At 53.1% G+C, this 21965-nt stretch carries 27 protein-coding genes; 22 read left to right on the top strand and 5 right to left on the bottom strand.

The window, feature by feature from the left end; genetic code table 11:
- Window positions 1–57 precede the first annotated feature (57 nt).
- The 6 genes from J3D54_RS23215 (at window position 58) to J3D54_RS23240 (ending at window position 6909) form a co-directional block, all read left to right on the top strand.
- On the top strand, window positions 58–1362 hold the full coding sequence (locus tag J3D54_RS23215) for an MFS transporter (protein WP_253423123.1): 1305 nt from the start codon (window positions 58–60) through the stop codon (window positions 1360–1362).
- 822 nt (window positions 1363–2184) lie between these two features.
- The gene (locus J3D54_RS23220) at window positions 2185–3594 is read left to right on the top strand and encodes a circularly permuted type 2 ATP-grasp protein (RefSeq protein WP_253423126.1); all 1410 of its coding nucleotides are present in this window, start codon (window positions 2185–2187) and stop codon (window positions 3592–3594) included.
- Between the two features lie 3 nt (window positions 3595–3597).
- Window positions 3598–4548 carry an alpha-E domain-containing protein gene (locus tag J3D54_RS23225; RefSeq protein ID WP_253423129.1) on the top strand — a complete coding sequence of 317 codons (951 nt, stop codon included), beginning with the start codon at window positions 3598–3600 and terminating at the stop codon, window positions 4546–4548.
- Window positions 4545–5342, top strand: a complete 798-nt coding sequence (locus J3D54_RS23230) for a transglutaminase family protein (protein WP_253423132.1) — start codon at window positions 4545–4547, stop codon at window positions 5340–5342. Before J3D54_RS23225 ends, J3D54_RS23230 begins: the two co-directional genes overlap by 4 nt.
- Before the next feature lie 80 nt (window positions 5343–5422).
- Entirely contained in the window at window positions 5423–6172 is a 750-nt protein-coding gene (locus tag J3D54_RS23235) for a proteasome-type protease (protein ID WP_253423135.1), read from the top strand.
- 305 nt (window positions 6173–6477) lie between these two features.
- Window positions 6478–6909, top strand: a complete 432-nt coding sequence (locus tag J3D54_RS23240; protein WP_253423138.1) for a hypothetical protein — start codon at window positions 6478–6480, stop codon at window positions 6907–6909.
- 410 nt (window positions 6910–7319) lie between these two features.
- Here the strand turns inward: J3D54_RS23240 and J3D54_RS23245 are convergent, their stop codons facing one another.
- Together J3D54_RS23245 and J3D54_RS23250 are read right to left on the bottom strand one after the other, a co-directional pair.
- A complete protein-coding gene (locus tag J3D54_RS23245) occupies window positions 7320–7535 on the bottom strand; it encodes a hypothetical protein (RefSeq protein ID WP_253423141.1) in 216 nt (71 codons plus the stop codon).
- A 90-nt stretch (window positions 7536–7625) separates the two neighbouring features.
- Entirely contained in the window at window positions 7626–7805 is a 180-nt protein-coding gene (locus tag J3D54_RS23250) for a hypothetical protein (RefSeq protein ID WP_253423145.1), read from the bottom strand.
- A 117-nt stretch (window positions 7806–7922) separates the two neighbouring features.
- On the opposite strand from J3D54_RS23250, the gene J3D54_RS23255 reads away from it, so the two are divergent.
- Window positions 7923–8507, top strand: a complete 585-nt coding sequence (locus J3D54_RS23255; protein ID WP_253423148.1) for a phage/plasmid replication protein — start codon at window positions 7923–7925, stop codon at window positions 8505–8507.
- A gap of 2 nt (window positions 8508–8509) precedes the next feature.
- Here the strand turns inward: J3D54_RS23255 and J3D54_RS23260 are convergent, their stop codons facing one another.
- Window positions 8510–8689 carry a hypothetical protein gene (locus J3D54_RS23260; RefSeq protein ID WP_253423145.1) on the bottom strand — a complete coding sequence of 60 codons (180 nt, stop codon included), beginning with the start codon at window positions 8687–8689 and terminating at the stop codon, window positions 8510–8512.
- 117 nt (window positions 8690–8806) lie between these two features.
- Here J3D54_RS23260 and J3D54_RS23265 point away from each other — a divergent pair, with 117 nt between their 5' ends.
- Window positions 8807–9391, top strand: a complete 585-nt coding sequence (locus tag J3D54_RS23265; protein WP_253423148.1) for a phage/plasmid replication protein — start codon at window positions 8807–8809, stop codon at window positions 9389–9391.
- Between the two features lie 2 nt (window positions 9392–9393).
- Here J3D54_RS23265 and J3D54_RS23270 read toward each other — a convergent pair whose 3' ends face one another.
- The gene (locus tag J3D54_RS23270; RefSeq protein ID WP_253423145.1) at window positions 9394–9573 is read right to left on the bottom strand and encodes a hypothetical protein; all 180 of its coding nucleotides are present in this window, start codon (window positions 9571–9573) and stop codon (window positions 9394–9396) included.
- Window positions 9574–9690: 117 nt separating this feature from the next.
- On the opposite strand from J3D54_RS23270, the gene J3D54_RS23275 reads away from it, so the two are divergent.
- The 12 genes from J3D54_RS23275 (at window position 9691) to J3D54_RS23330 (ending at window position 20720) form a co-directional block, all read left to right on the top strand.
- Window positions 9691–10824, top strand: a complete 1134-nt coding sequence (locus J3D54_RS23275) for a phage/plasmid replication protein (RefSeq protein ID WP_253423151.1) — start codon at window positions 9691–9693, stop codon at window positions 10822–10824.
- On the top strand, window positions 10821–11051 hold the full coding sequence (locus tag J3D54_RS23280; RefSeq protein ID WP_253423154.1) for a hypothetical protein: 231 nt from the start codon (window positions 10821–10823) through the stop codon (window positions 11049–11051). The genes J3D54_RS23275 and J3D54_RS23280 overlap by 4 nt, the downstream gene beginning before the upstream one ends.
- A complete protein-coding gene (locus tag J3D54_RS23285; protein WP_253423157.1) occupies window positions 11051–11308 on the top strand; it encodes a hypothetical protein in 258 nt (85 codons plus the stop codon). The genes J3D54_RS23280 and J3D54_RS23285 overlap by 1 nt, the downstream gene beginning before the upstream one ends.
- Window positions 11308–11607, top strand: a complete 300-nt coding sequence (locus tag J3D54_RS23290) for a propanediol utilization protein (RefSeq protein WP_253423159.1) — start codon at window positions 11308–11310, stop codon at window positions 11605–11607. The genes J3D54_RS23285 and J3D54_RS23290 overlap by 1 nt, the downstream gene beginning before the upstream one ends.
- Window positions 11608–11883: 276 nt before the next feature.
- A complete protein-coding gene (locus J3D54_RS23295; protein ID WP_253423162.1) occupies window positions 11884–12114 on the top strand; it encodes a major capsid protein in 231 nt (76 codons plus the stop codon).
- Between the two features lie 137 nt (window positions 12115–12251).
- Entirely contained in the window at window positions 12252–13880 is a 1629-nt protein-coding gene (locus J3D54_RS23300) for a virulence factor TspB C-terminal domain-related protein (RefSeq protein WP_253423166.1), read from the top strand.
- Window positions 13881–13882: 2 nt separating this feature from the next.
- Window positions 13883–14179 carry a DUF2523 family protein gene (locus J3D54_RS23305; protein WP_253423169.1) on the top strand — a complete coding sequence of 99 codons (297 nt, stop codon included), beginning with the start codon at window positions 13883–13885 and terminating at the stop codon, window positions 14177–14179.
- Entirely contained in the window at window positions 14172–15257 is a 1086-nt protein-coding gene (locus J3D54_RS23310) for a zonular occludens toxin domain-containing protein (protein WP_253423171.1), read from the top strand. The genes J3D54_RS23305 and J3D54_RS23310 overlap by 8 nt, the downstream gene beginning before the upstream one ends.
- A 194-nt stretch (window positions 15258–15451) precedes the next feature.
- A complete protein-coding gene (locus tag J3D54_RS23315) occupies window positions 15452–16819 on the top strand; it encodes a site-specific integrase (RefSeq protein WP_253423173.1) in 1368 nt (455 codons plus the stop codon).
- Window positions 16716–18236: a site-specific recombinase gene (locus J3D54_RS23320; RefSeq protein WP_253423175.1), complete on the top strand. Its 1521-nt coding sequence runs from the start codon at window positions 16716–16718 to the stop codon at window positions 18234–18236. The genes J3D54_RS23315 and J3D54_RS23320 overlap by 104 nt, the downstream gene beginning before the upstream one ends.
- Entirely contained in the window at window positions 18214–20316 is a 2103-nt protein-coding gene (locus J3D54_RS23325) for a hypothetical protein (RefSeq protein WP_253423177.1), read from the top strand. Before J3D54_RS23320 ends, J3D54_RS23325 begins: the two co-directional genes overlap by 23 nt.
- Window positions 20317–20324: 8 nt before the next feature.
- Window positions 20325–20720 (top strand): hypothetical protein, encoded by a 396-nt coding sequence (locus J3D54_RS23330; RefSeq protein ID WP_253423179.1) that lies wholly within the window; start codon window positions 20325–20327, stop codon window positions 20718–20720.
- A gap of 110 nt (window positions 20721–20830) precedes the next feature.
- Here the strand turns inward: J3D54_RS23330 and J3D54_RS23335 are convergent, their stop codons facing one another.
- A complete protein-coding gene (locus J3D54_RS23335; RefSeq protein WP_253423181.1) occupies window positions 20831–21274 on the bottom strand; it encodes a hypothetical protein in 444 nt (147 codons plus the stop codon).
- An 85-nt stretch (window positions 21275–21359) separates the two neighbouring features.
- Between J3D54_RS23335 and J3D54_RS23340 the strand changes: the two genes are divergently transcribed.
- Entirely contained in the window at window positions 21360–21641 is a 282-nt protein-coding gene (locus tag J3D54_RS23340) for a helix-turn-helix domain-containing protein (protein ID WP_102619900.1), read from the top strand.
- A gap of 105 nt (window positions 21642–21746) precedes the next feature.
- Window positions 21747–21947 (top strand): hypothetical protein, encoded by a 201-nt coding sequence (locus J3D54_RS23345; RefSeq protein WP_253423183.1) that lies wholly within the window; start codon window positions 21747–21749, stop codon window positions 21945–21947.
- Window positions 21948–21965: the final 18 nt, after the last annotated feature.

The following is a 21965-nucleotide window of genomic DNA, read 5'->3' on the forward strand; positions in this document are numbered from 1 at the left end:
TCACAAGACGACAGGGGCTTTTTCAGACCTGTTGAGTGACTGTGCGGAGTTGATGATATGAAATTGTTCAGGCCGTTACTTCAGCGGCCCGTAGCCTTGTTGTGGGGAGGGTTGGCGCTCTCCTCAATGGGTGACGAACTCTTCGCGATTGCCATTGCCTGGATGGCAGTGCAGATCGCCGGTACCGATGCGAGCTGGCTCAGTGCTTTACGAGGTGCTGCTGCGTTGGCAGGCGCATTACTGGGTGGAATATGGGCGGAGCGTTGGGACCACCGTCGTACGATGATCGGCGCCGATCTGACGCGGGCCGGGCTTGCCTTGATTCCTGTGATCGCCTGGGGGCTTGGCATCATGAATCTCTGGATGCTGGCGGTGCCGCTCATGCTCATGATGATCGTCAACTCGCTCTTCGAACCAGCGCTGCGGGCCAGTCTGCCGCGCATTGTTGCGGCACCGGATCAACTGCAATCGGTCAACGCGCTGTTCGATGCCATCATCCGGGTTGCCCGGGTGATCGGGCCGATTCTGGCAGCGGCGATTACGTTGCTGATTCCGATCGAGCATCTTTTTACCCTCAACGGCATCACATTCCTGATCTCCGCCTGGGCGGTCATGAAGCTGGGTAAAGCGTTGCCGCGCCAACCTGTCAGGGCGACCAGCCGACGTGCCGGTTTTACTGCCGGCTGGCGAAGCCTTGTGGGGCGCAGGCAAATGCAGGCGGTGTATGTGTGTGCGGGATTGGGCAATGTTGCCTGGAGCGTGGGTATCTCGATCGGCATGGCGCTGGCCGTCGTCAAATACAATATCCAGGGTTTCGATGTACAGGGTTTTGCTGCCTATGGCCTGATCATGGGCGCCTATGGAGCCGGGAACCTGATCTCTATTTTTGTTGTGGGCAATCTGCAAATCCGCCGCTTGTATCACGGGTTTACCTTCGGTTCCGTGGTCAACGGCTTGGGCATCGCCGCCATCGGTGCAGCCGCGATGTATCTACCACCGGAGCATGTTCTGGCGGGGATGATGATCGGCGCAGGTATTGCGGCGCTCGGTGGGCCACTGATCGACATCTCATTCATTTTGCTCATTCAAACCAAGTTCAAGCACAGCGAGATCGCGGGGCTGGCAAGGCTGCGCTTTGCCGCGCTGGGGGCGTCGATTCTGATCGCCGGTGCCTGCGGCGCTGCGCTGTATGCCCACTTTGAAACCGGCTTGATTATTGTCGGTGCCGGGATTTTCGAAGTGATCGTGGGAGCGATTGTGCTGCTTGTCCCCAAGGATAACGAAGCCGTAGAGGCGAATAAGGAAGAAGTCACTTCGTTGTCGTCATCATCCTTGGCCGATGGCCGCGAAGTGGCCAGATGAAACAGTTCCATGACGATGTAAAAGCCCATGCCGAGCGAACGCCGGACAACATTGCACTGATGCCCCGACAATGCCGTCAGTAACCCTGACCCAGAAATTCCTCGAATAATCCGCAGTTTGTCTATTCCTCTACACGGACGGCAAGATCTCATGGGCTGGCCGTCCTCTCTTGCATTGCTTTTTTGCATTAGTACTTGGCATTTTCGTTTCGAGTGTCATTTTTTGGTGCCTTTTTATGAGTATTAGTAGTGCGCTGCTATTAATTAGCGCTCCGCACTGGACGCCCTGTATTACAAGGGCAATAAAAACAGTGAGTAGAAATTTCCCGCTTACAGTGCATAAAACTCACTTGAGTTGCCATTTGCACCATTTTCGCACGATCCACAGTTGTGCAAGTTACACGCGGGGAAAGTGTCTCAGCAGCCCCATCAATAACCGTCTCAAAAATGAAACAAAACGTCGCCACGGCGTCTTTTCAAAGGCTTTTTCAGTTTTTTATTAACAATTGCAATACTTGGGCACAGCCCTTGCAAAAGTACTTTCAAACCACCGAAAGTGTGGTTTTCAACGAAAAAAATAATGGGGGAACGTTATAAATGGGGCGCCAGAAATCAAACCGGAAAGGCCAAGTCTCTGGCGTCGGAACGCGTCAAGAGATTGCCGAAATCACGCGGAATTTGTTTCCAAATGAGACAGGAAGTTAACGACGCACACTGAGGTGCTCAGCAGAAACAGTACTCACTAAAACAACGTAAGGCCTGATTTTATTGAAATAGCGAAGTTATAAGAAAATGCCGTCTGTATCGCGGCAAGGAGTAGGGTATGCCCCGAGCTTTTTTTAACGAAATGTATGATGCGAGTGGTGGCTGCCGCCCACATTACCAGGAGTTCGCACGTTGGTTGGCGGACACACCTCTGGAGTTACTGGATCAACGTCGTCGCGAAGCCGACCTGTTGTTCCACAGAGCCGGCATCACCTTCACCTTATACGGGGACGAGCAGGGCACCGAGCGGTTGATTCCGTTCGACATCATTCCGCGCAGCATCAAGGCCAGCGAATGGCAAATGGTCGAGCGGGGCTGCATTCAGCGGGTCCAGGCGTTGAACATGTTCCTGGACGACATCTACCACGGGCAACGTATTCTCAAGGAGGGCATTATTCCGGCCGAACAGGTGTTGGCCAACGAGGGTTATCAGGTCGCCATGCAGGGCCTGAATCTGCACCGCGGCATCTACGCTCACATCGCCGGGGTCGATCTGGTCCGCGACGGCGATGGCAGCTACTACGTACTGGAAGACAATCTGCGAACGCCCAGCGGCGTCAGCTACATGCTTGAAGACCGCAAGATGATGATGCGTTTGTTCCCCGAACTCTTCGCCGCCCAGCGTGTGGCGCCCATTGATCACTACCCGAACCTGCTGCTGGACACCCTGAGAAGCTCCAGTCCGCTGGACAATCCCACCGCCGTGGTGCTGACCCCGGGCCGCTTCAACAGTGCCTACTTCGAACATGCGTTCCTGGCCCGTGAAATGGGCGTGGAACTGGTTGAAGGCGCCGATCTGTTTGTCCGCGATGATCGCGTCTATATGCGCACCACCGCAGGCCCCAGACAGGTGGATGTCATTTACCGCCGTCTCGACGATGCGTATCTCGATCCTCTGTCGTTCAACCCGGACTCCATGCTCGGCGTGCCCGGCCTGATTGCCGCTTACCGCTCAGGCAATGTGGTGCTGGCGAACGCCGTCGGCACCGGGGTGGCGGACGACAAGTCGATCTATCCCTATGTCGGCGACATGATCCGCTTCTACCTCGCCGAGGAACCGATCCTCAAGAACGTGCCTACCTGGCAATGCCGCAAGCCGGAAGAATTGTCCCATGTGTTGGCGAATCTGCCTGAGCTGGTGGTCAAGGAAACCCAGGGTTCCGGCGGCTATGGCATGCTGGTCGGCCCGGCGGCCACGGCGGCGGAAATCGAAGACTTCCGCGCCCGCCTCAAGGCTCGCCCTGAAGCCTATATCGCCCAACCCACCCTGTGCCTGTCGACGTGCCCGACCTTTGTCGAAAACGGCATCGCCCCACGCCACATTGACCTGCGCCCGTTTGTGCTGTCGGGCAGAGAAACCCGTCTGGTGCCCGGTGGCCTGACCCGCGTGGCATTGCGCGAAGGCTCGCTGGTGGTGAACTCGTCTCAGGGCGGCGGCACCAAAGACACTTGGGTAGTGGAGGACTAAGACATGCTTTCAAGAACCGCTTCGGACCTCTACTGGATGTCCCGTTACCTGGAGCGCGCCGAAAACCTGGCGCGCATGCTCGAAGTCAGTTACTCGTTGTCGTTGATGCCTCAGGCGGGGCGCACCGATGGCCGCGCCGAACTGGCAATGTCGCTACTGGCCGCCGGCACGCTGGACGATTACAACGAGCGTTATGGCGAGCTCAACACTGAGCGCATGTTGCACTTCTTCGCGCTGGATGAAACCAACCCCGGGAGTATCTATTGCTGTTTGCAAGCCGCGCGGGCCAACGCTCACGCCGTGCGCGGACGCATCACTGCCGACATGTGGGAGAACATCAACGCCACGTGGCTGGAGATGCGCAACATCGCCAGCAATGGTCTGGCGCGCTATGGCATCAGCCATTTCTGCGAGTGGGTCAAGGAGCGTTCGCACCTGTTCCGCGGCGCGACTTCGGGCACCATCATGCGCAACGATGCCTACTGCTTCATTCGCCTGGGGACTTTCCTTGAGCGGGCGGACAACACGCTGCGCCTGCTGGATGCACGCTACGAAATGTTCGGCGAGGAGTCGGAGGAGGTGAGTGACAACTCCGCGCGCGGCTACTACCAGTGGAGTGCCTTGCTGCGGGCTTTGTCGTCCTTCGAGGCGTTCAACGAGATCTACCGCAATGCGCCGGGCGCCGAGCAGGTCTCCGAAATGCTGTTATTGCGCGGCGACGTCCCGCGTTCGCTGCACGCCTGCATCGAGGAACTGGACCAAATCCTCGCCAGCCTGCCGGGCAGTAACGGACGGGCGGCCCAGCGGTTGGCCGCCGAGTTGAATGCTCGGCTGCGCTACACCGGTATCGACGAGATTCTCGGCCTCGGTCTGCACCTCTGGCTGACTGACTTCATCTCCCAGGTTCGCCATCTCGGCCAGACCGTTCACGAGTCCTATCTGGAGGCCGTATGAAACTGTCCATACGTCACGACACCACCTACAGCTATGCCGATGAAGTCTGCACCAGCATTCAGTTCTTGCGTCTGACGCCGCAGAACAGTGAACGCCAGCGCATCCTGGAATGGCACCTGGAACTGCCGCGCCTGGTGCGCAGCCAGTTCGATCCTTACGGCAACATCCTGCATGTGTTGACGATGGACGAACCCCATGGGGCCTTGGTACTGACGGCTTATGGTCAGGTAGAGATCGATTCGGACCGTGACCTGGAGCGCGACAGCCAATCGCCTTTGCCGTTTTTGCGCAGCAGTAAGCTGACGATAGCGGACGATGCCCTGAATGCCTTCGCCGTGCAGCACTGCGGTATACGGCGTGATCGAACGGCGCTGACCGACCTGATGCATGGCCTGGCCGACCATATCGTCTACAACCCTGGCGCAACCACGGTGGACACGACGGCAGCCGAAGCGTTTGCGGGTGGAGGAGGGGTCTGTCAGGACCACACTCACGCCTTCCTGGCCTGTGCCCGCAGCTTGGGGATTGCTGCGCGTTATGTCTCCGGCTATCTGTGCACTGAAGATGAAAACCACTTGGCCAGCCACGCCTGGGCCGAGGCCTGGCTCGACGATGGTTGGTACAGCTTCGACGTCACCAACCGACTGACCCGGCCCGAACGCCATCTGAAACTGGCGGTGGGCCTGGACTACCTTGACGCCTGCCCGGTACGCGGCATGCGTCGTGGTGGCGGGGCCGAGTCGATGCTGGCACGAGTGCAGGTAACGTCGCTGTTTCAGGTTCAGCACCAATAAGCCTGAAACGTTCACAGTAATTGGCCATACCGTCAGAGAGGCGGTATGGCCTTTCATCCAGAATTCACGGGTTAGCGCAAATGACTTATTGCGTCGCTATGCACTTGGCCGACGGGCTGGTGTTCATCTCCGACTCACGAACCAATGCCGGTATCGACCAGATTTCAACGTTTCGTAAGTTGTTTATTTTCAGCACGCCGGGTGAGCGGCTGATTGTGTTGCAGACTGCGGGCAATCTGGCCACCTCGCAATCAGTGGTGAACTTGCTCAAGCAACGTTGCAGTGGACCTGGCCCGCACCTGTTAAATGTCCGCACACTCTATGACGCCACCGTGCTGGTGGCCGAAACCGTTCGCGAAGTCGTCACCCGGGACCGTACAAAGTTGGCAGGCAAGACTGACTTGAGTTGCTCTTTTTTGGTGGGCGGACAAATCGCAGAGGGGCCGATGGATGTGTACAGCATTTACCCGCAAGGCAACTTCATTCAGGCGACGGAGGACACGCCATTCCTGCAATTGGGTGAAAGCAAATACGGCAGGCCGATACTTGATCGCAACCTCACGTACCGCACATCACTCGAAGAGAGCCTGCGTTGTGGGTTGATCTCATTCGACTCGACCATGCGCAGCAACCTGTCGGTGGGTATGCCGCTGGACCTGCTGGTGTACAGGAAAGACAGTTTTGCCGGCGCGAAAAGTTATCGCATCACGGCTGACGACTCGTATTTCATGTGTATCCGTATGCAGTGGGCTGCCGGACTGCAGGACATGCTTGCCGCATTGCCGGAGCCGCCTGACGCTTACATGTCGGGGGCCGCCAACAAAAACTAGCTTGTTACTCGAGCAAATTCATTGTTCCAAGAAAACCCCAGCGGCAGGCAGATCGCTGGGGGGCTTTCAGAATGCTGTCCATAGCATCAAAAGCTGCGCACAGCCCGGCCAATCCTGAAACATAATGTTACGTGTAATATTGATGACGTTATGGTAGCTATGCCGTCGTAATCGACGAATTTAGCGCCGGGATAATAGCGAAGCCCCGGCGCTGAATTTATCCATAACGTCCATTATGCGATGCCGTTGACAGTGCAGTCTGTCTGGGGGAGCCTTCATCATCAGCCCACTCAAGAGTGAATGGTATGTCTCTGAGCTATAACGGATTGGAGTTTGAAACCGAGCTGCTGGCCCAATGGGCAGCGTTTTTCGATCTTGCTGGTTGGGAATGGGACAGGGGCATTTCAGCCGTTGGAAACTGGAAGCCTGATTACAGAGTTTGCTTCCCCTGCGGACATTCTGAGTGTTCTGGCAGCCACACGATTCTTGTATCGGTCTTGCCAGTCAACGCTATCGAGGACGTCAAAGGACATCCTGCGATAGAGATGGGCTGGGGTGTTCAGAACTCTCTTGGCCAGTGGCTTGCTGATGCCGGTGCGCTGTTTGGAAACACACCGAAAGCGACGGAATGGGTCATGTCGCATGGGGCTGGTGGTGGGACGGAAAACGTCTACAACTGGGTTGATAACGCTAACCTGTTGTGGAACCAAGCTCGTAGCCTTGTGCTGAAAAGCTAGGTATTGCTGATAACTGCAGTTATCGGAAATACGCCTGAAAGCCAAGATTTTGACGATTACTCCCTAAAATGTATCTTTTGGGGAGTAATAACCGGTAATACGTATTATCGGATATTACTCAGACACCCTCGACCTGCCCGAAGGGCATTAGGCGCCACTCGTTCGACAGCCTGGCACTGAAACATCCGCGCCGATACCCGGCAACGCCGGCCCGATCTACAGCCCAAAGAAAAACCCCAGCGATCACCAAATCACTGGGGTTTTTCTTCGCGTGCGAAACGCTTTCTGTCACCTCGATGTCACTTCGCGCCCTGATTTGCCCAAGGCGTTGTTCCGGATCTGTCGCGTAGCCTGCGCGGTCCCGTGACATCCAGCACCATCGCAGGACAGGTCCCGGCAGGTCCGATTCTCTAGCGACTTTCGACCGGATGGCCGATGAGGCGTCTTTCGGTGTCGTCGATGGCGGTGGCTCTGACGTAGCAGGCGCCGGTCGCCTTGTGGCCTTCAATTCGCTGGACCATCAGCATCTTTGCCATGCCTTCCTTGCACTGTGCTTCTGAATCGCTTGAAAAGGCCTCTACGTCCTTCCCGTCGACCATCAGGATGAAAATCCACATTTTCAGCATGACGCCTCCTTGGCTTTGGGAGCGAAGCGGGTGGGGGTGTTGTTACACCCCCACTTTAGTACGGAGTCCCGTATTTTCAGCATCGTGAAATCAGCTTTTGTTTCTGACCATCTTCTCGAAATCCGCCTCGGTGATCTCTTCCAACCCCTTAAGAATCAACCACCTAAGCATCTCGGTTTCCTTGATCGATCTTTTGGTGGCAATCGTAGCCTTGACCGCTTCCTTCTCGACCTTTCGCCACGTCTCGTCATCGATGTGCTTTGTAGGCATTTGCGCGCTTTCCTGAATGAATCTGGCCAAATACTAGGCTGATTTTCTAAGTATCTTGACAATTAGAATCTAAGAAACTAAGTTTTCATTCAAATCTAATTTCTTAGAAACTCAGAAATGTTCATTGACTGGCTCAAGACTTCGCAGGAACACGACTTTGACCTCCCGGTCGTGTGCGACATCGTCACCAAAACCATCGACACCATCACGGGTGAGGTGCTGAGCAGTCGTCAGCCGAGTTTTCGCCACGAAGGTAGCCACAGTTCACGCGTTCAGATTCACATCCAGGGTCGAAAAATCACTGTCGATGGAAACCCGTCTCGGCTGAATCGTCACGACAACCTTTGGGGATTCGAAACGGTTGAACAGTGCATTGCTGTCTACAACGATTTGTTATCGCAGTACGGTTTGCCGCCGTTCACCAAATGCACCCGGTTTGAGATCCGTCAGGGTGAATCGGGGGCAAAAAGCTCTCAGCTCTGGGCCGACGGCTGCTGCATTCACCGCATCGACTTGACCACAAATATTGCGGTAGGGAAGGGTAATGAGACCGCCTACCTGCGCGGACTTGCAACGCAGCGGATTGGCCACTCCATCGGCCGGCTGTTCCCGAACGGAAAATCCGTGGACTGGACAACATCAGGAAGCGGGAAGGGTTACACCCCCACTTTAGTACGGAGTCCCGTATTTTCAGCATCGTGAAATCAGCTTTTGTTTCTGACCATCTTCTCGAAATCCGCCTCGGTGATCTCTTCCAACCCCTTAAGAATCAACCACCTAAGCATCTCGGTTTCCTTGATCGATCTTTTGGTGGCAATCGTAGCCTTGACCGCTTCCTTCTCGACCTTTCGCCACGTCTCGTCATCGATGTGCTTTGTAGGCATTTGCGCGCTTTCCTGAATGAATCTGGCCAAATACTAGGCTGATTTTCTAAGTATCTTGACAATTAGAATCTAAGAAACTAAGTTTTCATTCAAATCTAATTTCTTAGAAACTCAGAAATGTTCATTGACTGGCTCAAGACTTCGCAGGAACACGACTTTGACCTCCCGGTCGTGTGCGACATCGTCACCAAAACCATCGACACCATCACGGGTGAGGTGCTGAGCAGTCGTCAGCCGAGTTTTCGCCACGAAGGTAGCCACAGTTCACGCGTTCAGATTCACATCCAGGGTCGAAAAATCACTGTCGATGGAAACCCGTCTCGGCTGAATCGTCACGACAACCTTTGGGGATTCGAAACGGTTGAACAGTGCATTGCTGTCTACAACGATTTGTTATCGCAGTACGGTTTGCCGCCGTTCACCAAATGCACCCGGTTTGAGATCCGTCAGGGTGAATCGGGGGCAAAAAGCTCTCAGCTCTGGGCCGACGGCTGCTGCATTCACCGCATCGACTTGACCACAAATATTGCGGTAGGGAAGGGTAATGAGACCGCCTACCTGCGCGGACTTGCAACGCAGCGGATTGGCCACTCCATCGGCCGGCTGTTCCCGAACGGAAAATCCGTGGACTGGACAACATCAGGAAGCGGGAAGGGTTACACCCCCACTTTAGTACGGAGTCCCGTATTTTCAGCATCGTGAAATCAGCTTTTGTTTCTGACCATCTTCTCGAAATCCGCCTCGGTGATCTCTTCCAACCCCTTAAGAATCAACCACCTAAGCATCTCGGTTTCCTTGATCGATCTTTTGGTGGCAATCGTAGCCTTGACCGCTTCCTTCTCGACCTTTCGCCACGTCTCGTCATCGATGTGCTTTGTAGGCATTTGCGCGCTTTCCTGAATGAATCTGGCCAAATACTAGGCTGATTTTCTAAGTATCTTGACAATTAGAATCTAAGAAACTAAGTTTTCATTCAAATCTAATTTCTTAGAAACTCAGAAATGTTCATTGACTGGCTCAAGACTTCGCAGGAACACGACTTTGACCTCCCGGTCGTGTGCGACATCGTCACCAAAACCATCGACACCATCACGGGTGAGGTGCTGAGCAGTCGTCAGCCGAGTTTTCGCCACGAAGGTAGCCACAGTTCACGCGTTCAGATTCACATCCAGGGTCGAAAAATCACTGTCGATGGAAACCCGTCTCGGCTGAATCGTCACGACAACCTTTGGGGATTCGAAACGGTTGAACAGTGCATTGCTGTCTACAACGATTTGTTATCGCAGTACGGTTTGCCGCCGTTCACCAAATGCACCCGGTTTGAGATCCGTCAGGGTGAATCGGGGGCAAAAAGCTCTCAGCTCTGGGCCGACGGCTGCTGCATTCACCGCATCGACTTGACCACAAATATTGCGGTAGGGAAGGGTAATGAGACCGCCTACCTGCGCGGACTTGCAACGCAGCGGATTGGCCACTCCATCGGCCGGCTGTTCCCGAACGGAAAATCCGTGGACTGGACAACATCAGGAAGCGGGAAGGGTACCCGACTGCAATACCGGAAGGCCTACGACAAATCTTTTGAAATCCTTGATAAGCACCTGCCGAAAGTAAAGCGTGTCTTTGGCGAAAACTCCGCCGAATTTAAATACGCTCAGGACATTTATAATTATGCCTTTGAAACAGGCGTTGTCCGCTTAGAGCAAGAGTTGAAAAGTGAATATTTAAGCCGTGAAAAGCTATGTTTTTGGGGCCTCTTCGATGAAGGCAAATATCTTGCTCTGCATAAAGAGTTTTTAAGCGTTGACGAACGCCTAAAGGTGACAAAGATGGATTACGCCAGTATTGCTCAGCAATTAATTTTAGAGAAAGTGGTTGACTCGACCTTGGCGGCAAACACTACAGCGATGTACGCCCAGCTATGGATGACGGGCCAGCAACTTGACTTCAATAAAAATCAAGTCCGTGTACACGCCGCGAGACTTAATAAAATTGGAATCAATATTCGTAATAGCTGCGACATCTCTAACTTTAGCAATGTGTTTATTCGCGAGATGAAAGAGATTAATCCAGTAAAAGGCATTGCACCGCCGAGCTGGTACAAGCGGCCTAACCACCTGCAACCGGTTGCAGCATGATAGTCAGTTTTCAGGGGGCACAGCTGTCTCCAAGTCAACGCAGACAGCTTGAGTTTCAACGCAAGGCACAAACTGCATTTCTGCGCCCTGTTTTAGCAGGCCAAGTCTCTGAAGCGATTAAGGCAGTCGAACTGCGAAAAGAGCAAGGGGTCAAGCCTGAACAGGTTTGGTTTGTTGAACGTCAAGAAGTGGGTACTTCTTGCTTAGCTGAATGGATGGGGTTTTGATGGAGCGTAGAGACTATCTAAATTTGCGGTTCGCAGTAGAGCAGGAAATATCTAATAGCGCAGTAGATACTGATGCTCTTGTGAACAATCTAATGAGACTGTTTTTACAGTCGATCTCGAATGCAGAGATGAAGCGTCAAGCCATTGCACAGCAATTCCGTAGCTTTAAACGCAACGCCAATACAACCGCGCCCAGTTGGGCTTATAAAAATCCGGGCTTGAGTGACCGGATTCCGACAATGAAAGAGGCTAAATAATGACATTTCCTACAATTCTCGTTGAGGTAACAGGTGTTTCCCGTTCTGGCACGGCAACAAAGAGCGGCAGACCATATTGCATGTATGAAGCATTCTGCCATTTGCCCAATATTCCATACCCGCAGAAAGCATCTTTTTATGCAGAGCTTCCTAATCAGGTTCCACAGCCTGGGACTTATGAGTGCGATATTGTCGCGGATGTTCGTGATGGGCGGTTGGACTTCACTGTTGATCCACGTCAAGGCCGCCGCAAGAATATTCCGCCGCTTTCTGCCGCGCAGAAAGTTTCCGGAGCTTAAACATGTCTCTCCAGTATGTGCAGGTTTGTACCAAACTGGTTTTAAGCGAATCATCAAAAACTTATTCGTGTACGGAACAGGGTTGGGTGCAAGCTGACTTAGATCTATCGAGCGAAGCGGCATCTTGGGCAACTGGAGAGCAGACAAACGGAATGATCGGGGATGCATTATTTATCTGTGCAATCATTTTTGTTTACTCGCAGATAAAAAAGGCTATAGAGACGTAACACCGCAGCACTCACCGGCAATTATGCCAATAACCTAAGAGGGTTAACTATGCAAAACAACGTAATGGAATACACAATGAAGTTCAAAGCACAGGTGATGAACGTTATGCTCGGTTCTGGCCTGCTAGTTGTATCTGGCTTGTCTCATGCAGGCCCCGACGTAACCCCGGTAACGACTGCGCTCAGCGAGGGAGCCACTACAGTGGGTACCGTCTGCGCTGCGGCGCTTGGCGTGGTCGTTGTGGTCAAGGTATTCAAGTACATCCGCTCTGCGCTGTAAGGGCTTCGGTACATTCATTGAAGTAAATAGCCCTGGCATCTGCCGGGGCTTTTTTCAAAAGAGAGGGCAAGTCAAGGCAATGCCGAGGCACGAGGCATGCCGTTTGCCCGTTTTTTACTTTCAGCGGGTAAATCATTTTGAGCCTTTTATATCGCATAAAAGCCGTCGCCTTGTTCGGCTGCCTGTTGTTCAGTTCTCGTAGTTTTGCACTAGATTACTTTTGGTCTAATGGTGTCGGTGCTAATGGCCCAAATCCGAGTATTGCATGTGCTGCCGATGGCCAGCAAGTTTATGCTAAAAATCCTAATCAGGCGTTCGCAAAGTCCGAAGTAGAGACGCTTGAAGGCCTCAGCGCTTATTGCCGGCATTACTATACAAACACCCCTGCATCGGGTGCTGACGACACAACCAAAGCATATAAAGGCGCAAGCAGCATCATTACCCGTCGCGGGGATAGCTGCCCAACTAGAACTGGTCCATATGACCCAGTCACCGGGATTTGCAAACCACAGCAACAACCACAATATGAGCCAGGCGAAAAGTGTAAAGATCAAGGCACTGCTAATCCGTCTAATCCGAAGATCTGGGATGATACCGTTAATGCTTGTGTGAATTTTACGGAGGCAAAAGGAGATGCTCCATGTACTTATATTGCGAACGCCGGTAGCTTAGGTACTGCTTATACTGTTTCTGGAAACCTGGATAAAGTTGGTAACGCGGTTGCGCCACCCACATTTATTGATGAAATACTTTCCTGCCAGGTTCGAACCATTTCCAGTTCGGAGTGCACTATTAATGTGAAAGGGGCTATCAGTTGCAATGTAATTGGTAAGCTTACTGGCAAGGCAAACCCTGCAGGCGATGTAAATGCCGCCGACGCACTGTGTCCGAACGGTAAGTGCCCAGTTAAAGAGCCAGAGACTCAGACAAAAGAAGAGGACTGTAACTTGGTGAGCGACGGTGCAGGCGGATCCTCCTGCACTGAGTCAAAGAAGACTGAAACCCTAGGTTCGCAAAATTGCGGTTTGGTTAACGGTGAATATAAGTGTGTGACTCGTTTTCCCCGGTCGAATGGCATTGGTATAAAAACCAATACTAGCAAACAGAATTTACCTGACGGCTCCGTCCAGGTAACCACCGTTAAAAACTCTACGCACACTGTTTGTAGCGATGTGAACACTTGTACGGAAAAGACCTCAACAACAATGACCAAAGCTATTACATCCCCTTCAGGCACAACAAAAACCGAAGCAAGTTGCAAAGGTACTTGTACACCTGATGGGAATGGCCTTGAGAGTAATCCGAATGCCGGTACAGGCAACGGTAAAGGCAACGGGGAGGAGGGTGGTGCAGGGACTGCGTCAACGACCGATGACTGCACGGTTCCGCCACCCTGTGACGGCGATCCTTTTTTGTGTGCAGTTCTGAAACAGCAGCACATCGATACATGCAAGTTGATGGCCGGACCAACCGACCAAGAACGCTCGGAAATGCAAGGCCGGATTGATGTGCAGAAGTCCGCCATGCAGGCCAATCAAGAGGCCATGGATTCAAAAGTGAATGATTTGCTCGGCGGCTTTAAGTCGGCAAGTACTGGAGTCGGTAGCGGCGGTGGCAAGTGTTTGCCTGACATTAAATTTAGTGTTCTTGGTCATAGCCTGACGCTGGCCTTTTCTAAAACGTGTGATGCCCTCAGTTTTCTTCGTTATGCGGTACTTGCGGCGGCGTACTTGTTCGCTGCGCGTGTTGTTATTCGGGAGGTATAACCATGTTTCAAGTTCTTGTTACGGCGGGCATGTTCGTTCTTGACTGGATATTGCCACGTCTTTTATCGGTAGCTGGCACCGTTGCGGTATCGGCGTACGCCATTAATCCGATCTTCGAATTTCTCCAAGGCCAGGTGCTGCAAAAGCTGAATGGCCTGTCTGCTGATGCGGTTCGTTTTCTTCAATTCGCCGGCGTTTTTGAAGCCGTGTCGGTGGTTTTTTCCGCGTATGCACTGGCTATCGGGCTGAAAGCTGCGAAGGCCGCATTCGCCAAAAACGGAGCAAAAGGCAATGTTTAAGCTAGTGACAGGTTCACCTGGTGACGGCAAAACGTCCAATGAACTGTGGGACTTTTTGCATTCTGACCAGTACAAGGGACGTCCAAAATACTGCACGCCGATCAAGGGTTTCGACGCGAAGAAACACGGCGTGACCCAGATCGATCACATCCAGGACTGGCAGCAACTGCCCGAAGGTGCCGCGATTTTCTGTGATGAAGTGCAGGACTATTGCGGGACGGATCTGGGCCGAGAACCGCCGGAATGGGTCAAGCAACTGGCTCGCCATCGGCACGACGGCTACGACTTCATCTGCACCACGCAGAGCCCGATGTTCCTGCATCCATTTGCTCGAAAACTGGCCAAGCCGCATGTGCATTACATCCGGCCTTGGAACATGAAAGGCTTTCGTTACACCTGGGATTCAGTGCAAAGCGACCCGACAACACGGTCAGCAAAAGCCATTGGCCAGCGTGCAATGGTGACGCCCAATCCCGAAGTTTTCACGCTGTACACCTCGACGGTGCTGGACACTCATAAAGCCCGACCGCCTTATAAAACGTTGCTGATATTGGCCGGTGCACTGGCGGTGGTTATCGGTGGAGCTGCGTTGTCCTACGTGCGGATGCATTCGATGGCCACCAAGGCACCAGAGCCCGTTGCCGTCGTTCAGCCTGAGCAGATCCCGGCCGCAAACAAGCCGGCGAGCATCGTGTTCGGTTCGCCGGCCGAAGGCTCCAAGCCGGTGTGGACCGAGGACACCATCAAGCCGCGGATGCCTGGCAATCTGTACTCGGCACCGGTTTATGATGCACTGACGGCACCGACTGACTTTCCCAGGGTAGCCGCGTGCATGAGTTCTGAGGCGCGAGGAACCTGCACCTGTTACACGCAACAAGCCACACCAGTCGACGTGCCTCGCGGCCCGTGCGAAGTGTTCGTGAAGGCCGGTGCGTTTGATCCGTGGTTTACTGGTCGTCAGCAGCTGGAGTCAAAGCAAAACAACGAAGCTTCTGCAGTAGCGTCTGCGACGCCACAGCAGAACCAATCAGGGATGCCGTTTACAGCGGTGCCAGATACAAGCCGCACGGTGAAGTAATTTCAGCAGGATACACATCCACGCTTCCTATCTGATGCTTCGCATAATGTATATTATGTTAAACGACAGGTCATGTCATAGATGTTCATGAGCTGTCTAAGCCACTGATTCGACAAATCCGTTTCTGACGTCCACTCTCTCAACGGGCCATGTCCTTCGTGTTCATGGCGAGTCATTCAATGTGGTGGCTGCCGATGAAGCTGATTCAGTGCCGTTTCTCTTCAGGTCAGCGTGTTCCGCTGCTCGTGCACGCTGGTAACGCGGAGCCGTTGCCCATACTCGTTCCGTTCATCTACGTCCAACTCAGACTCAGGCACCGGGCTTACAATACGGCGGCGGCACATCTGCGCGCGATCCAGGCTTTCTATATCTATGCTAAAAGCCGTGACCTCAATATTGATGACGCCATCTTGGCCTGCCAATTCGAATCGATTTTGGCTTTACTGGACGGTTACGCCATTTGGCTCCAAAGCGGCCGTCAAGCCGACAACCTGGTCGCCCGAATCGGCAAAGCTGAAACGGCACCTTTTCCGTATATCGATCCGCGTACTCGTGACCAGTACCTGCGTTTGCTGAAGCTATACCTGTCCTGGTGTGTCACCCGATACATCCCGCGCGCTCGTCAAAATTCAACCACCCTGGCTAACATCGAGGTTGTATTTGCAGATGTCGCCGACGTCATTGAGCGGCGCTTTGAGAGCCATATCATCAACGTTCGGCAGGACCGCGCTCGTTACCGCAGCCTGACGGATACGCAACTCCAGATCATTCGCACATTGATTCGCCCCGGCGCTACGGAGAATCCGTTCCCGGAAAGGCTGCAGCTGCGCAATTGGCTAATGATTGAATTACTACTGGAGACCGGTATGCGCCGAGGGGAGCTTCTGAAGCTCTACACCACCGATGTCAATGAGGGTTCTCAGCATGCCTATGTCAGCATCAATGACCGCGAACATGATCCCGGCGACCCGCGCGCTGAAGAGCCTGCGCTGAAAACACACGGACGGACAGTAGGTATCTCCGCGCAGTTGTATGAGGTCTACGAGCGTTATATCCAGGGCGAGCGACGCCCCCTGCGTAATGGCAAACCAATGAAATTGCTGTACCGCTATTTGTTCATCTCTGACCGAGGTCGCCCGCTGTCGATCCGCGCGTTGTCTAACGTCCTTGATCGGCTGTTTCTGACCATTGAACTGGCTCATCCGGGGTTGTTGCCTACACTTTCCGCGCATGACTTTCGCCACACCTTTGCCGATCGGTTTTTGGCTTACCTTGTCGAGAAGCGTGGGTATGACCTCGAGCGGGCCACGGACGAACTCCGGCGAGTCTGCGGTTGGTCCGACACTTCGACGATGCCACGCCGTTATGCAAGTCGTTATCTAGCCGAGTCGGCAACCTCCACAACGCCCAGCGTGCTTCGGCAGCCTGGAGCCGACTTGACAGTTAAGGAGGTTCGCCGTGACCAAATCAGCCGATCAAGAACACGCTTCACCCTCCTCCTCTTTTCCGACCTACGCGTTCGAGGGCCCGGCTCAGGTTGCGATTCGAACTCGCACCACTGACCAGCCACGATACGTCGATACCCGGCTGCCGGTGTGGACGTGGTACGACGGTGGACTCGCGATGAAAATGGATTGGGCTGCACTCCAATTGAATTCGGAGCTAATAGAAATAGGCAAAGGTTTTATGGCCTATGCACTTGAGAAATATGCTCCTCGAACCGCGGTAATGTTCGCAGATACCCTACGCTTTTTATCTAGTACAAATCTCGCGACCGGACTTCCTTGGGACACCCATCAACTGGTCACTGCTCTCGAGGAACTCAAAAAAACGAGGGCAGTACTTATAGGATTTCGAAGGCTTTACCGATGGGCAATGGATAGAGGAATCAATGGCTTCGATCCAATCACCTACTTAAAAATCAAGGATGTGAAATCAGATCGAGTTGACCCGTATGCGCGAATTTTTCTCTCGCAGTCTGGTTTAGACCTCGATGAGGAAGTTCGATTGCTCAAACGCATTGAACGAGAGGTTTCACCTATCTCTTGGGAGGAGGCCCAGTTCAATATAGTGCTTCACTTAGGTTTCGAACTCGCACCACGCTCGATTCAATTCCACTCGCTTGACATCGCGGATTTTGAGTTCATTGAAAGCGCTGATCATGAGAGGTACTACACCCTGTGGCTACCCATGGCCAAAAAGGTCGGCCAGCGCAGGCCTGAGCGACGGCCCCGCAAAGTCACCTCCCGACTGGGTGAAAAAATCTCACGCCACATCTCGGAAATTCAACGCCAATTTGGCAGCGACTGCGGACCATTATTTGTCAGTCCTAATGGAAAACGTCTGTCAGTTAACGAAATCGGTATAGGCCTTAAACATGAACTGCGTGAAGCAGGGATAGACAAGCCTAACCAGGTAACTATCTTGTTGCGTCATCACCTCGGGCAAGGTTTGGCTGACCAGGGAACACCGGCAGACATGATTGCCGAACTGCTTGGCCACAACAGCACAGTAGCGGCGCGCGCTTACGTCACGGCAACTCCCAACATTGCCCGGATCAAAGAAAAAGCACTCGGCAAGAGTCCCGCCTATCAACGCATTATGCGCAGTCTCTTGACCGGGGAAGTCGTGCAACGCCGCGATACTGTTGCCGAAAGAGCGATCCGTGGCGTGATCGACACACAGTACATTGGGGACATCGGTGCATGCGCCCTCCCGGTTCATACGCACTGCCCCTACAATCCCGTCTACGCCTGCTACACCTGCAAGAAGTTTCACCCCTTTGCTGACGGCCGCCATGAGCAGGTAAAAGAGGCGCTGCAACGAGAAGCGCAACGGTTCATAGACGTGGCAGAACAAGCCGGAGATCTCATTCACAACCGGCCCCTCGCCCAGCATCAGACAACCATCCTGGCGGTAAGCGCTACGATCGAGCGCTGCCGGAAACACACGGAGGATGCCGCAGATGACGCAGTCTAGGGCAAGGCAGAGTCTCGAAGGCTTCATTAAACAGGAACAAGTGGTTTTTCGGTCATTACCGATTACAACGCCGTGGGCATCAACATTGTGGTCGGTCGAGCGTTGGTTGCCGCAACGGCTAAAGCAACAGACCATAACCTTTGAAACACATCGACAATCGCTTGAAAGGTATGGCTATTCTGTTCCTCCTAAAACTGCCCTCCCCTTGGGTTTCCAGGATTTTTGCAAGGCACTAATCGTATATCTGCAGCGCACCCGGAGTCTGAAGTTTTCTATGGTCGCTGCATACAATATTGCCGTCCGGCGGCTGTACAACCCGTTATTTGAACGCGGCGTATCCGACCCCACAGAGTTGACTCGGGACGATTTTGACCGCGTCGTAGGATTTCTCCGCGAGAGTGGCTACAAGAATCTTTACGATGCGGTCTCTCACCTTCAGGTAATAGCGGATACGATTGATAAAATGCAATTAACCGAGATCGCCATCCACTTTGAGCATGATGCCAAACCAGAAAACCGTCGCCACGACTACATTTCATTGCACGATCCTGATCGTGCGGTAAAACAGCGTAAATCTGATGATAAATTGCCTTCTCGCGAGGCGATGGAAGCTTACGCTCTGTGTTCGAACAAGCCGCTCAGTGACGGCGAAGAAGTATTGTTACGAGTAATCGATTTATTGATCGCGACAGGGCAACGAGGCAATGAGGTAGCAGTAGTCCCCTATGACTGTTGGGTCGAAAGGCCGATCAAAGGGGCGACAGGTGAGGTGGTTGTAGATGCCTACGGCAGGCCTCTGGTCGAATGCGGGATCAGGTATTTTGCGGAAAAGCAATTTCAATCTCGTGTGCATTGGCTCGCAGAAAGCGACATTCCTTTGGCGAGGCGTGCTATCGAGCGGTTAAAAATTTTAACTATCGAGCAGCGTAAGATAGCGCAATGGCAAGAAAAAAATCCAGGCCGTATTTGGGAGCACTTGCCGAATACAATTTTGCCAGAGAATGAAGTCATCAAGTGGTTAGGCTTTAGCAACTTCAGAAACCTGGGTCTTTATTTAGATCGCAACGGCGTGCATCCCGTTGGCTGGTCGGATGAAGGTGATGAAGAATATCGCTGTTACTCTGCCGGAGAGATTGAGACTCTCATCGCACCTAAAGTCGGTGACCATGTAACCCTGGCAGAAGCTCATTCCAGCGGGCTTCAAGTAATACTTAGAACTAGCGAAACATTGGCCATTGCCTTCGACGGTCAATTTCGTTGCGGTGGACGTGAGGAAAATATATTTCGTGCAATACCGCGCCGGGTGACCTTGCAAGATATCAATCGGGCGCTGGGCGCTGATCCGCGATACCCATCTATTTTTTCCCGCCGGTCGTTCGTTGAAGCCGATGGAAATCCGATTCGGCTAACCAGTCACCAACCTCGACACTGGCGAAACACAATTTACCATCTGACCGGCATGAGTGATGTTCAGCAAGCATTGGCCTTAGGTCGAAAACGCCTCGACCAGAATGTCTACTACCAACACACGAGCATTGAGGAAAACACTGCTGCGCATCATGAGTTTTTGGCGTTCAATAGCCATCACGAGCGCATCGATTTTCTGCATACAGGCATAAGAGATAAACGCATTCAGGGCGCGTTGACCGACAGTTACCATGCGTTGCTGTCAGATAAAGGCACGACCACTGCAGAAGCATTCCTCACCGTACACGCCACGGCTCTGCACGTGACCCCCTTCGGAGGTTGCATTCACGATTTCTCCCAAGCGCCCTGCCCTAAGCATCTTCAATGCTGGAATGGCTGCTCGCATCTCCATCTGATGGGCACTCCATCGGAGCGGGCCAACCTTGAGAGACAAGCCGAGAATCTGACGACCGCAATTACTATCATGCGCGATGCTGGCGCTGGAGAGGCAGGCAGCGATGTATGGCTGGCGGACCAGGAAGACAAGCTCAACAATTTAAAATCTGTCCTCGCACGCGATACCAATGGAGGTGTGCAACGCGTGTTTCCCAACGGGCATCCAATGACGGTTGCGGACACGGACAAACGGCACAGTTCGGTTTCGGATGATTAGAGGCGACCATGGCGAAACGACAGATCTTGAGGGGCGGCACCTTGGACGAGGCTATCGACGCCCTCCTCGCTCAAATGATTAGCTTAGGACTGGAGCTCGCGCCTATTTCACGCCCCGAAGTGCAGCGGCGATTGGGCCTGACTAGCCGAGCTACCTTAGTGGGGGACCGCGGGAGACGAATCGAGTCCGCCCGTATCGCACAACTCAAGGAGAGTGGCAGAGATCCAGACGGTGCCCGCCGCCGAAGAACCCTCGAAGAGCGTATTGCTAATCTGCAGGCAGAGAATGCTGACTTGATAAAGCAGCGAGACCAGCTCTATGAAGCACTGTCGGCGATTGCGCATAACTGCCTGCTGAAAGGGTTGAATGTTGAGAACATACTGAATCCATTACGAAAGCGGTAAGTGGCATCGCCGTCGGCCGACGCAGCGGGTGGGCGGGTAAGAAAAGTGGCCGCGAAACCGCTAGCGCATCGGAAGGTGTCGTTAAACGTTCGAGTGTATTGGGCTCACGCTCACCGAGATGCTGATGCGGCTGAAAAAATGATACGAGGACGTTGCAAATTGGACCTGCCAGATCCCAAGTCTTCAGTGTAAATATGCCCTCCCTCCAAGCTATACACGTAGGCCGCCCCCGCACTCATGTCATCCATCGTCTCGCGCAACTCTAGTAGCCTCTCCATCTTCCACCCATCACTTCCGTTCAGATAAGCCGGGGAAATCAACTGTACATCCAACAGCCAGATGTCTGCTCCTTGTTCAGTAAGTAACTGCTCAAGCGCTGAAATGCAGGGAAGCATAACCATGCTAGTCAACGCTTCACTGCCTTGTTGTCGACCTACTCTGACGTAAAACCAGGGACAATGAGTGGTCTGCTCAACGTACTGCCAGTACTGGGTAGAGTCATCACCCAGGTATGCGCCGAGGAAAATTTCTGCTGGTTTGTAAGTGATGAACATAGCGCCATCCCAAAAGTGAACACTATAGATTGTAGCCCTATAGAGCTCGCGAAGGCTTCATCGTTCCTTTTGCGAGGTCGGCAATATGGAACTGAAACAGGCATTTGGCGCGGCCCTGAAAAAGCTGAGATCGGAGAGGAAGCTTTCCCAGGAAGATTTCTCCGACGTCAGTAGTCGTACCTATCTCAGCACCCTCGAGCGCGGTCTGAAAAGCCCTACGATCGAGAAGGTAGACGAGCTGGCAACTGTAATGAACGTTCATCCGCTGACCATACTCGTAGGCTGTTATCTGCTTCAGGACAATCCGAAATCCCTCGACGAGCTGTTTTCTCGAATTCGAACGGAACTGCCAAGCGGGATGAAATGAACATCTGACGGATTACGTTCCATAAGCAAAGGGGATCAACGGAGACTGTGGGTTGTAAGGCTTGTGCTAGCATCCAATTTGATCCAAAGATCGAGGTCAGCAGCGATGAAGCATCCAATTCAGCCGGAAAATGGCCTCTCTGAAATTTTGGAAGGTAAACGGAAACGCCGTGACGCGTTAATGCTTGCGATTAGCCTTGCGTCGCCGTCCGAGCTTGAAGAATCTGCCCAACGTTTGAAAGAAGCGATGAAAAAGTCAGATGGATCACGTCGTAGCCGCATTCTCCCTCCCGAGTTTTCCCGATAGGCAAACATTACCCCTGCG

The sequence above is a fragment of the Pseudomonas sp. GGS8 genome, from assembly GCF_024168645.1.
Taxonomy (GTDB): Bacteria; Pseudomonadota; Gammaproteobacteria; order Pseudomonadales; family Pseudomonadaceae; genus Aquipseudomonas.

Bases quoted from the DNA above. Each gene is read 5' to 3' on its own strand.
- J3D54_RS23315 (WP_253423173.1), top strand. From the start codon at position 15,452: ATGAAGCTGATTCAGTGCCGTTTCTCTTCAGGTCAGCGTGTTCCGCTG.
- J3D54_RS23215 (WP_253423123.1), top strand. From the start codon at position 58: ATGAAATTGTTCAGGCCGTTACTTCAGCGGCCCGTAGCCTTGTTGTGG.
- J3D54_RS23345 (WP_253423183.1), top strand. From the start codon at position 21,747: ATGAAGCATCCAATTCAGCCGGAAAATGGCCTCTCTGAAATTTTGGAA.
- J3D54_RS23330 (WP_253423179.1), top strand. From the start codon at position 20,325: ATGGCGAAACGACAGATCTTGAGGGGCGGCACCTTGGACGAGGCTATC.
- J3D54_RS23265 (WP_253423148.1), top strand. From the start codon at position 8,807: ATGTTCATTGACTGGCTCAAGACTTCGCAGGAACACGACTTTGACCTC.
- J3D54_RS23335 (WP_253423181.1), bottom strand. From the start codon at position 21,274: ATGTTCATCACTTACAAACCAGCAGAAATTTTCCTCGGCGCATACCTG.
- J3D54_RS23240 (WP_253423138.1), top strand. From the start codon at position 6,478: ATGTCTCTGAGCTATAACGGATTGGAGTTTGAAACCGAGCTGCTGGCC.
- J3D54_RS23220 (WP_253423126.1), top strand. From the start codon at position 2,185: ATGCCCCGAGCTTTTTTTAACGAAATGTATGATGCGAGTGGTGGCTGC.
- J3D54_RS23340 (WP_102619900.1), top strand. From the start codon at position 21,360: ATGGAACTGAAACAGGCATTTGGCGCGGCCCTGAAAAAGCTGAGATCG.
- J3D54_RS23280 (WP_253423154.1), top strand. From the start codon at position 10,821: ATGATAGTCAGTTTTCAGGGGGCACAGCTGTCTCCAAGTCAACGCAGA.
- J3D54_RS23305 (WP_253423169.1), top strand. From the start codon at position 13,883: ATGTTTCAAGTTCTTGTTACGGCGGGCATGTTCGTTCTTGACTGGATA.
- J3D54_RS23275 (WP_253423151.1), top strand. From the start codon at position 9,691: ATGTTCATTGACTGGCTCAAGACTTCGCAGGAACACGACTTTGACCTC.
- J3D54_RS23225 (WP_253423129.1), top strand. From the start codon at position 3,598: ATGCTTTCAAGAACCGCTTCGGACCTCTACTGGATGTCCCGTTACCTG.
- J3D54_RS23230 (WP_253423132.1), top strand. From the start codon at position 4,545: ATGAAACTGTCCATACGTCACGACACCACCTACAGCTATGCCGATGAA.
- J3D54_RS23295 (WP_253423162.1), top strand. From the start codon at position 11,884: ATGCAAAACAACGTAATGGAATACACAATGAAGTTCAAAGCACAGGTG.
- J3D54_RS23285 (WP_253423157.1), top strand. From the start codon at position 11,051: ATGGAGCGTAGAGACTATCTAAATTTGCGGTTCGCAGTAGAGCAGGAA.
- J3D54_RS23290 (WP_253423159.1), top strand. From the start codon at position 11,308: ATGACATTTCCTACAATTCTCGTTGAGGTAACAGGTGTTTCCCGTTCT.
- J3D54_RS23310 (WP_253423171.1), top strand. From the start codon at position 14,172: ATGTTTAAGCTAGTGACAGGTTCACCTGGTGACGGCAAAACGTCCAAT.
- J3D54_RS23260 (WP_253423145.1), bottom strand. From the start codon at position 8,689: ATGCCTACAAAGCACATCGATGACGAGACGTGGCGAAAGGTCGAGAAG.
- J3D54_RS23235 (WP_253423135.1), top strand. From the start codon at position 5,423: ATGACTTATTGCGTCGCTATGCACTTGGCCGACGGGCTGGTGTTCATC.
- J3D54_RS23245 (WP_253423141.1), bottom strand. From the start codon at position 7,535: ATGCTGAAAATGTGGATTTTCATCCTGATGGTCGACGGGAAGGACGTA.
- J3D54_RS23325 (WP_253423177.1), top strand. From the start codon at position 18,214: ATGCCGCAGATGACGCAGTCTAGGGCAAGGCAGAGTCTCGAAGGCTTC.
- J3D54_RS23255 (WP_253423148.1), top strand. From the start codon at position 7,923: ATGTTCATTGACTGGCTCAAGACTTCGCAGGAACACGACTTTGACCTC.
- J3D54_RS23250 (WP_253423145.1), bottom strand. From the start codon at position 7,805: ATGCCTACAAAGCACATCGATGACGAGACGTGGCGAAAGGTCGAGAAG.
- J3D54_RS23270 (WP_253423145.1), bottom strand. From the start codon at position 9,573: ATGCCTACAAAGCACATCGATGACGAGACGTGGCGAAAGGTCGAGAAG.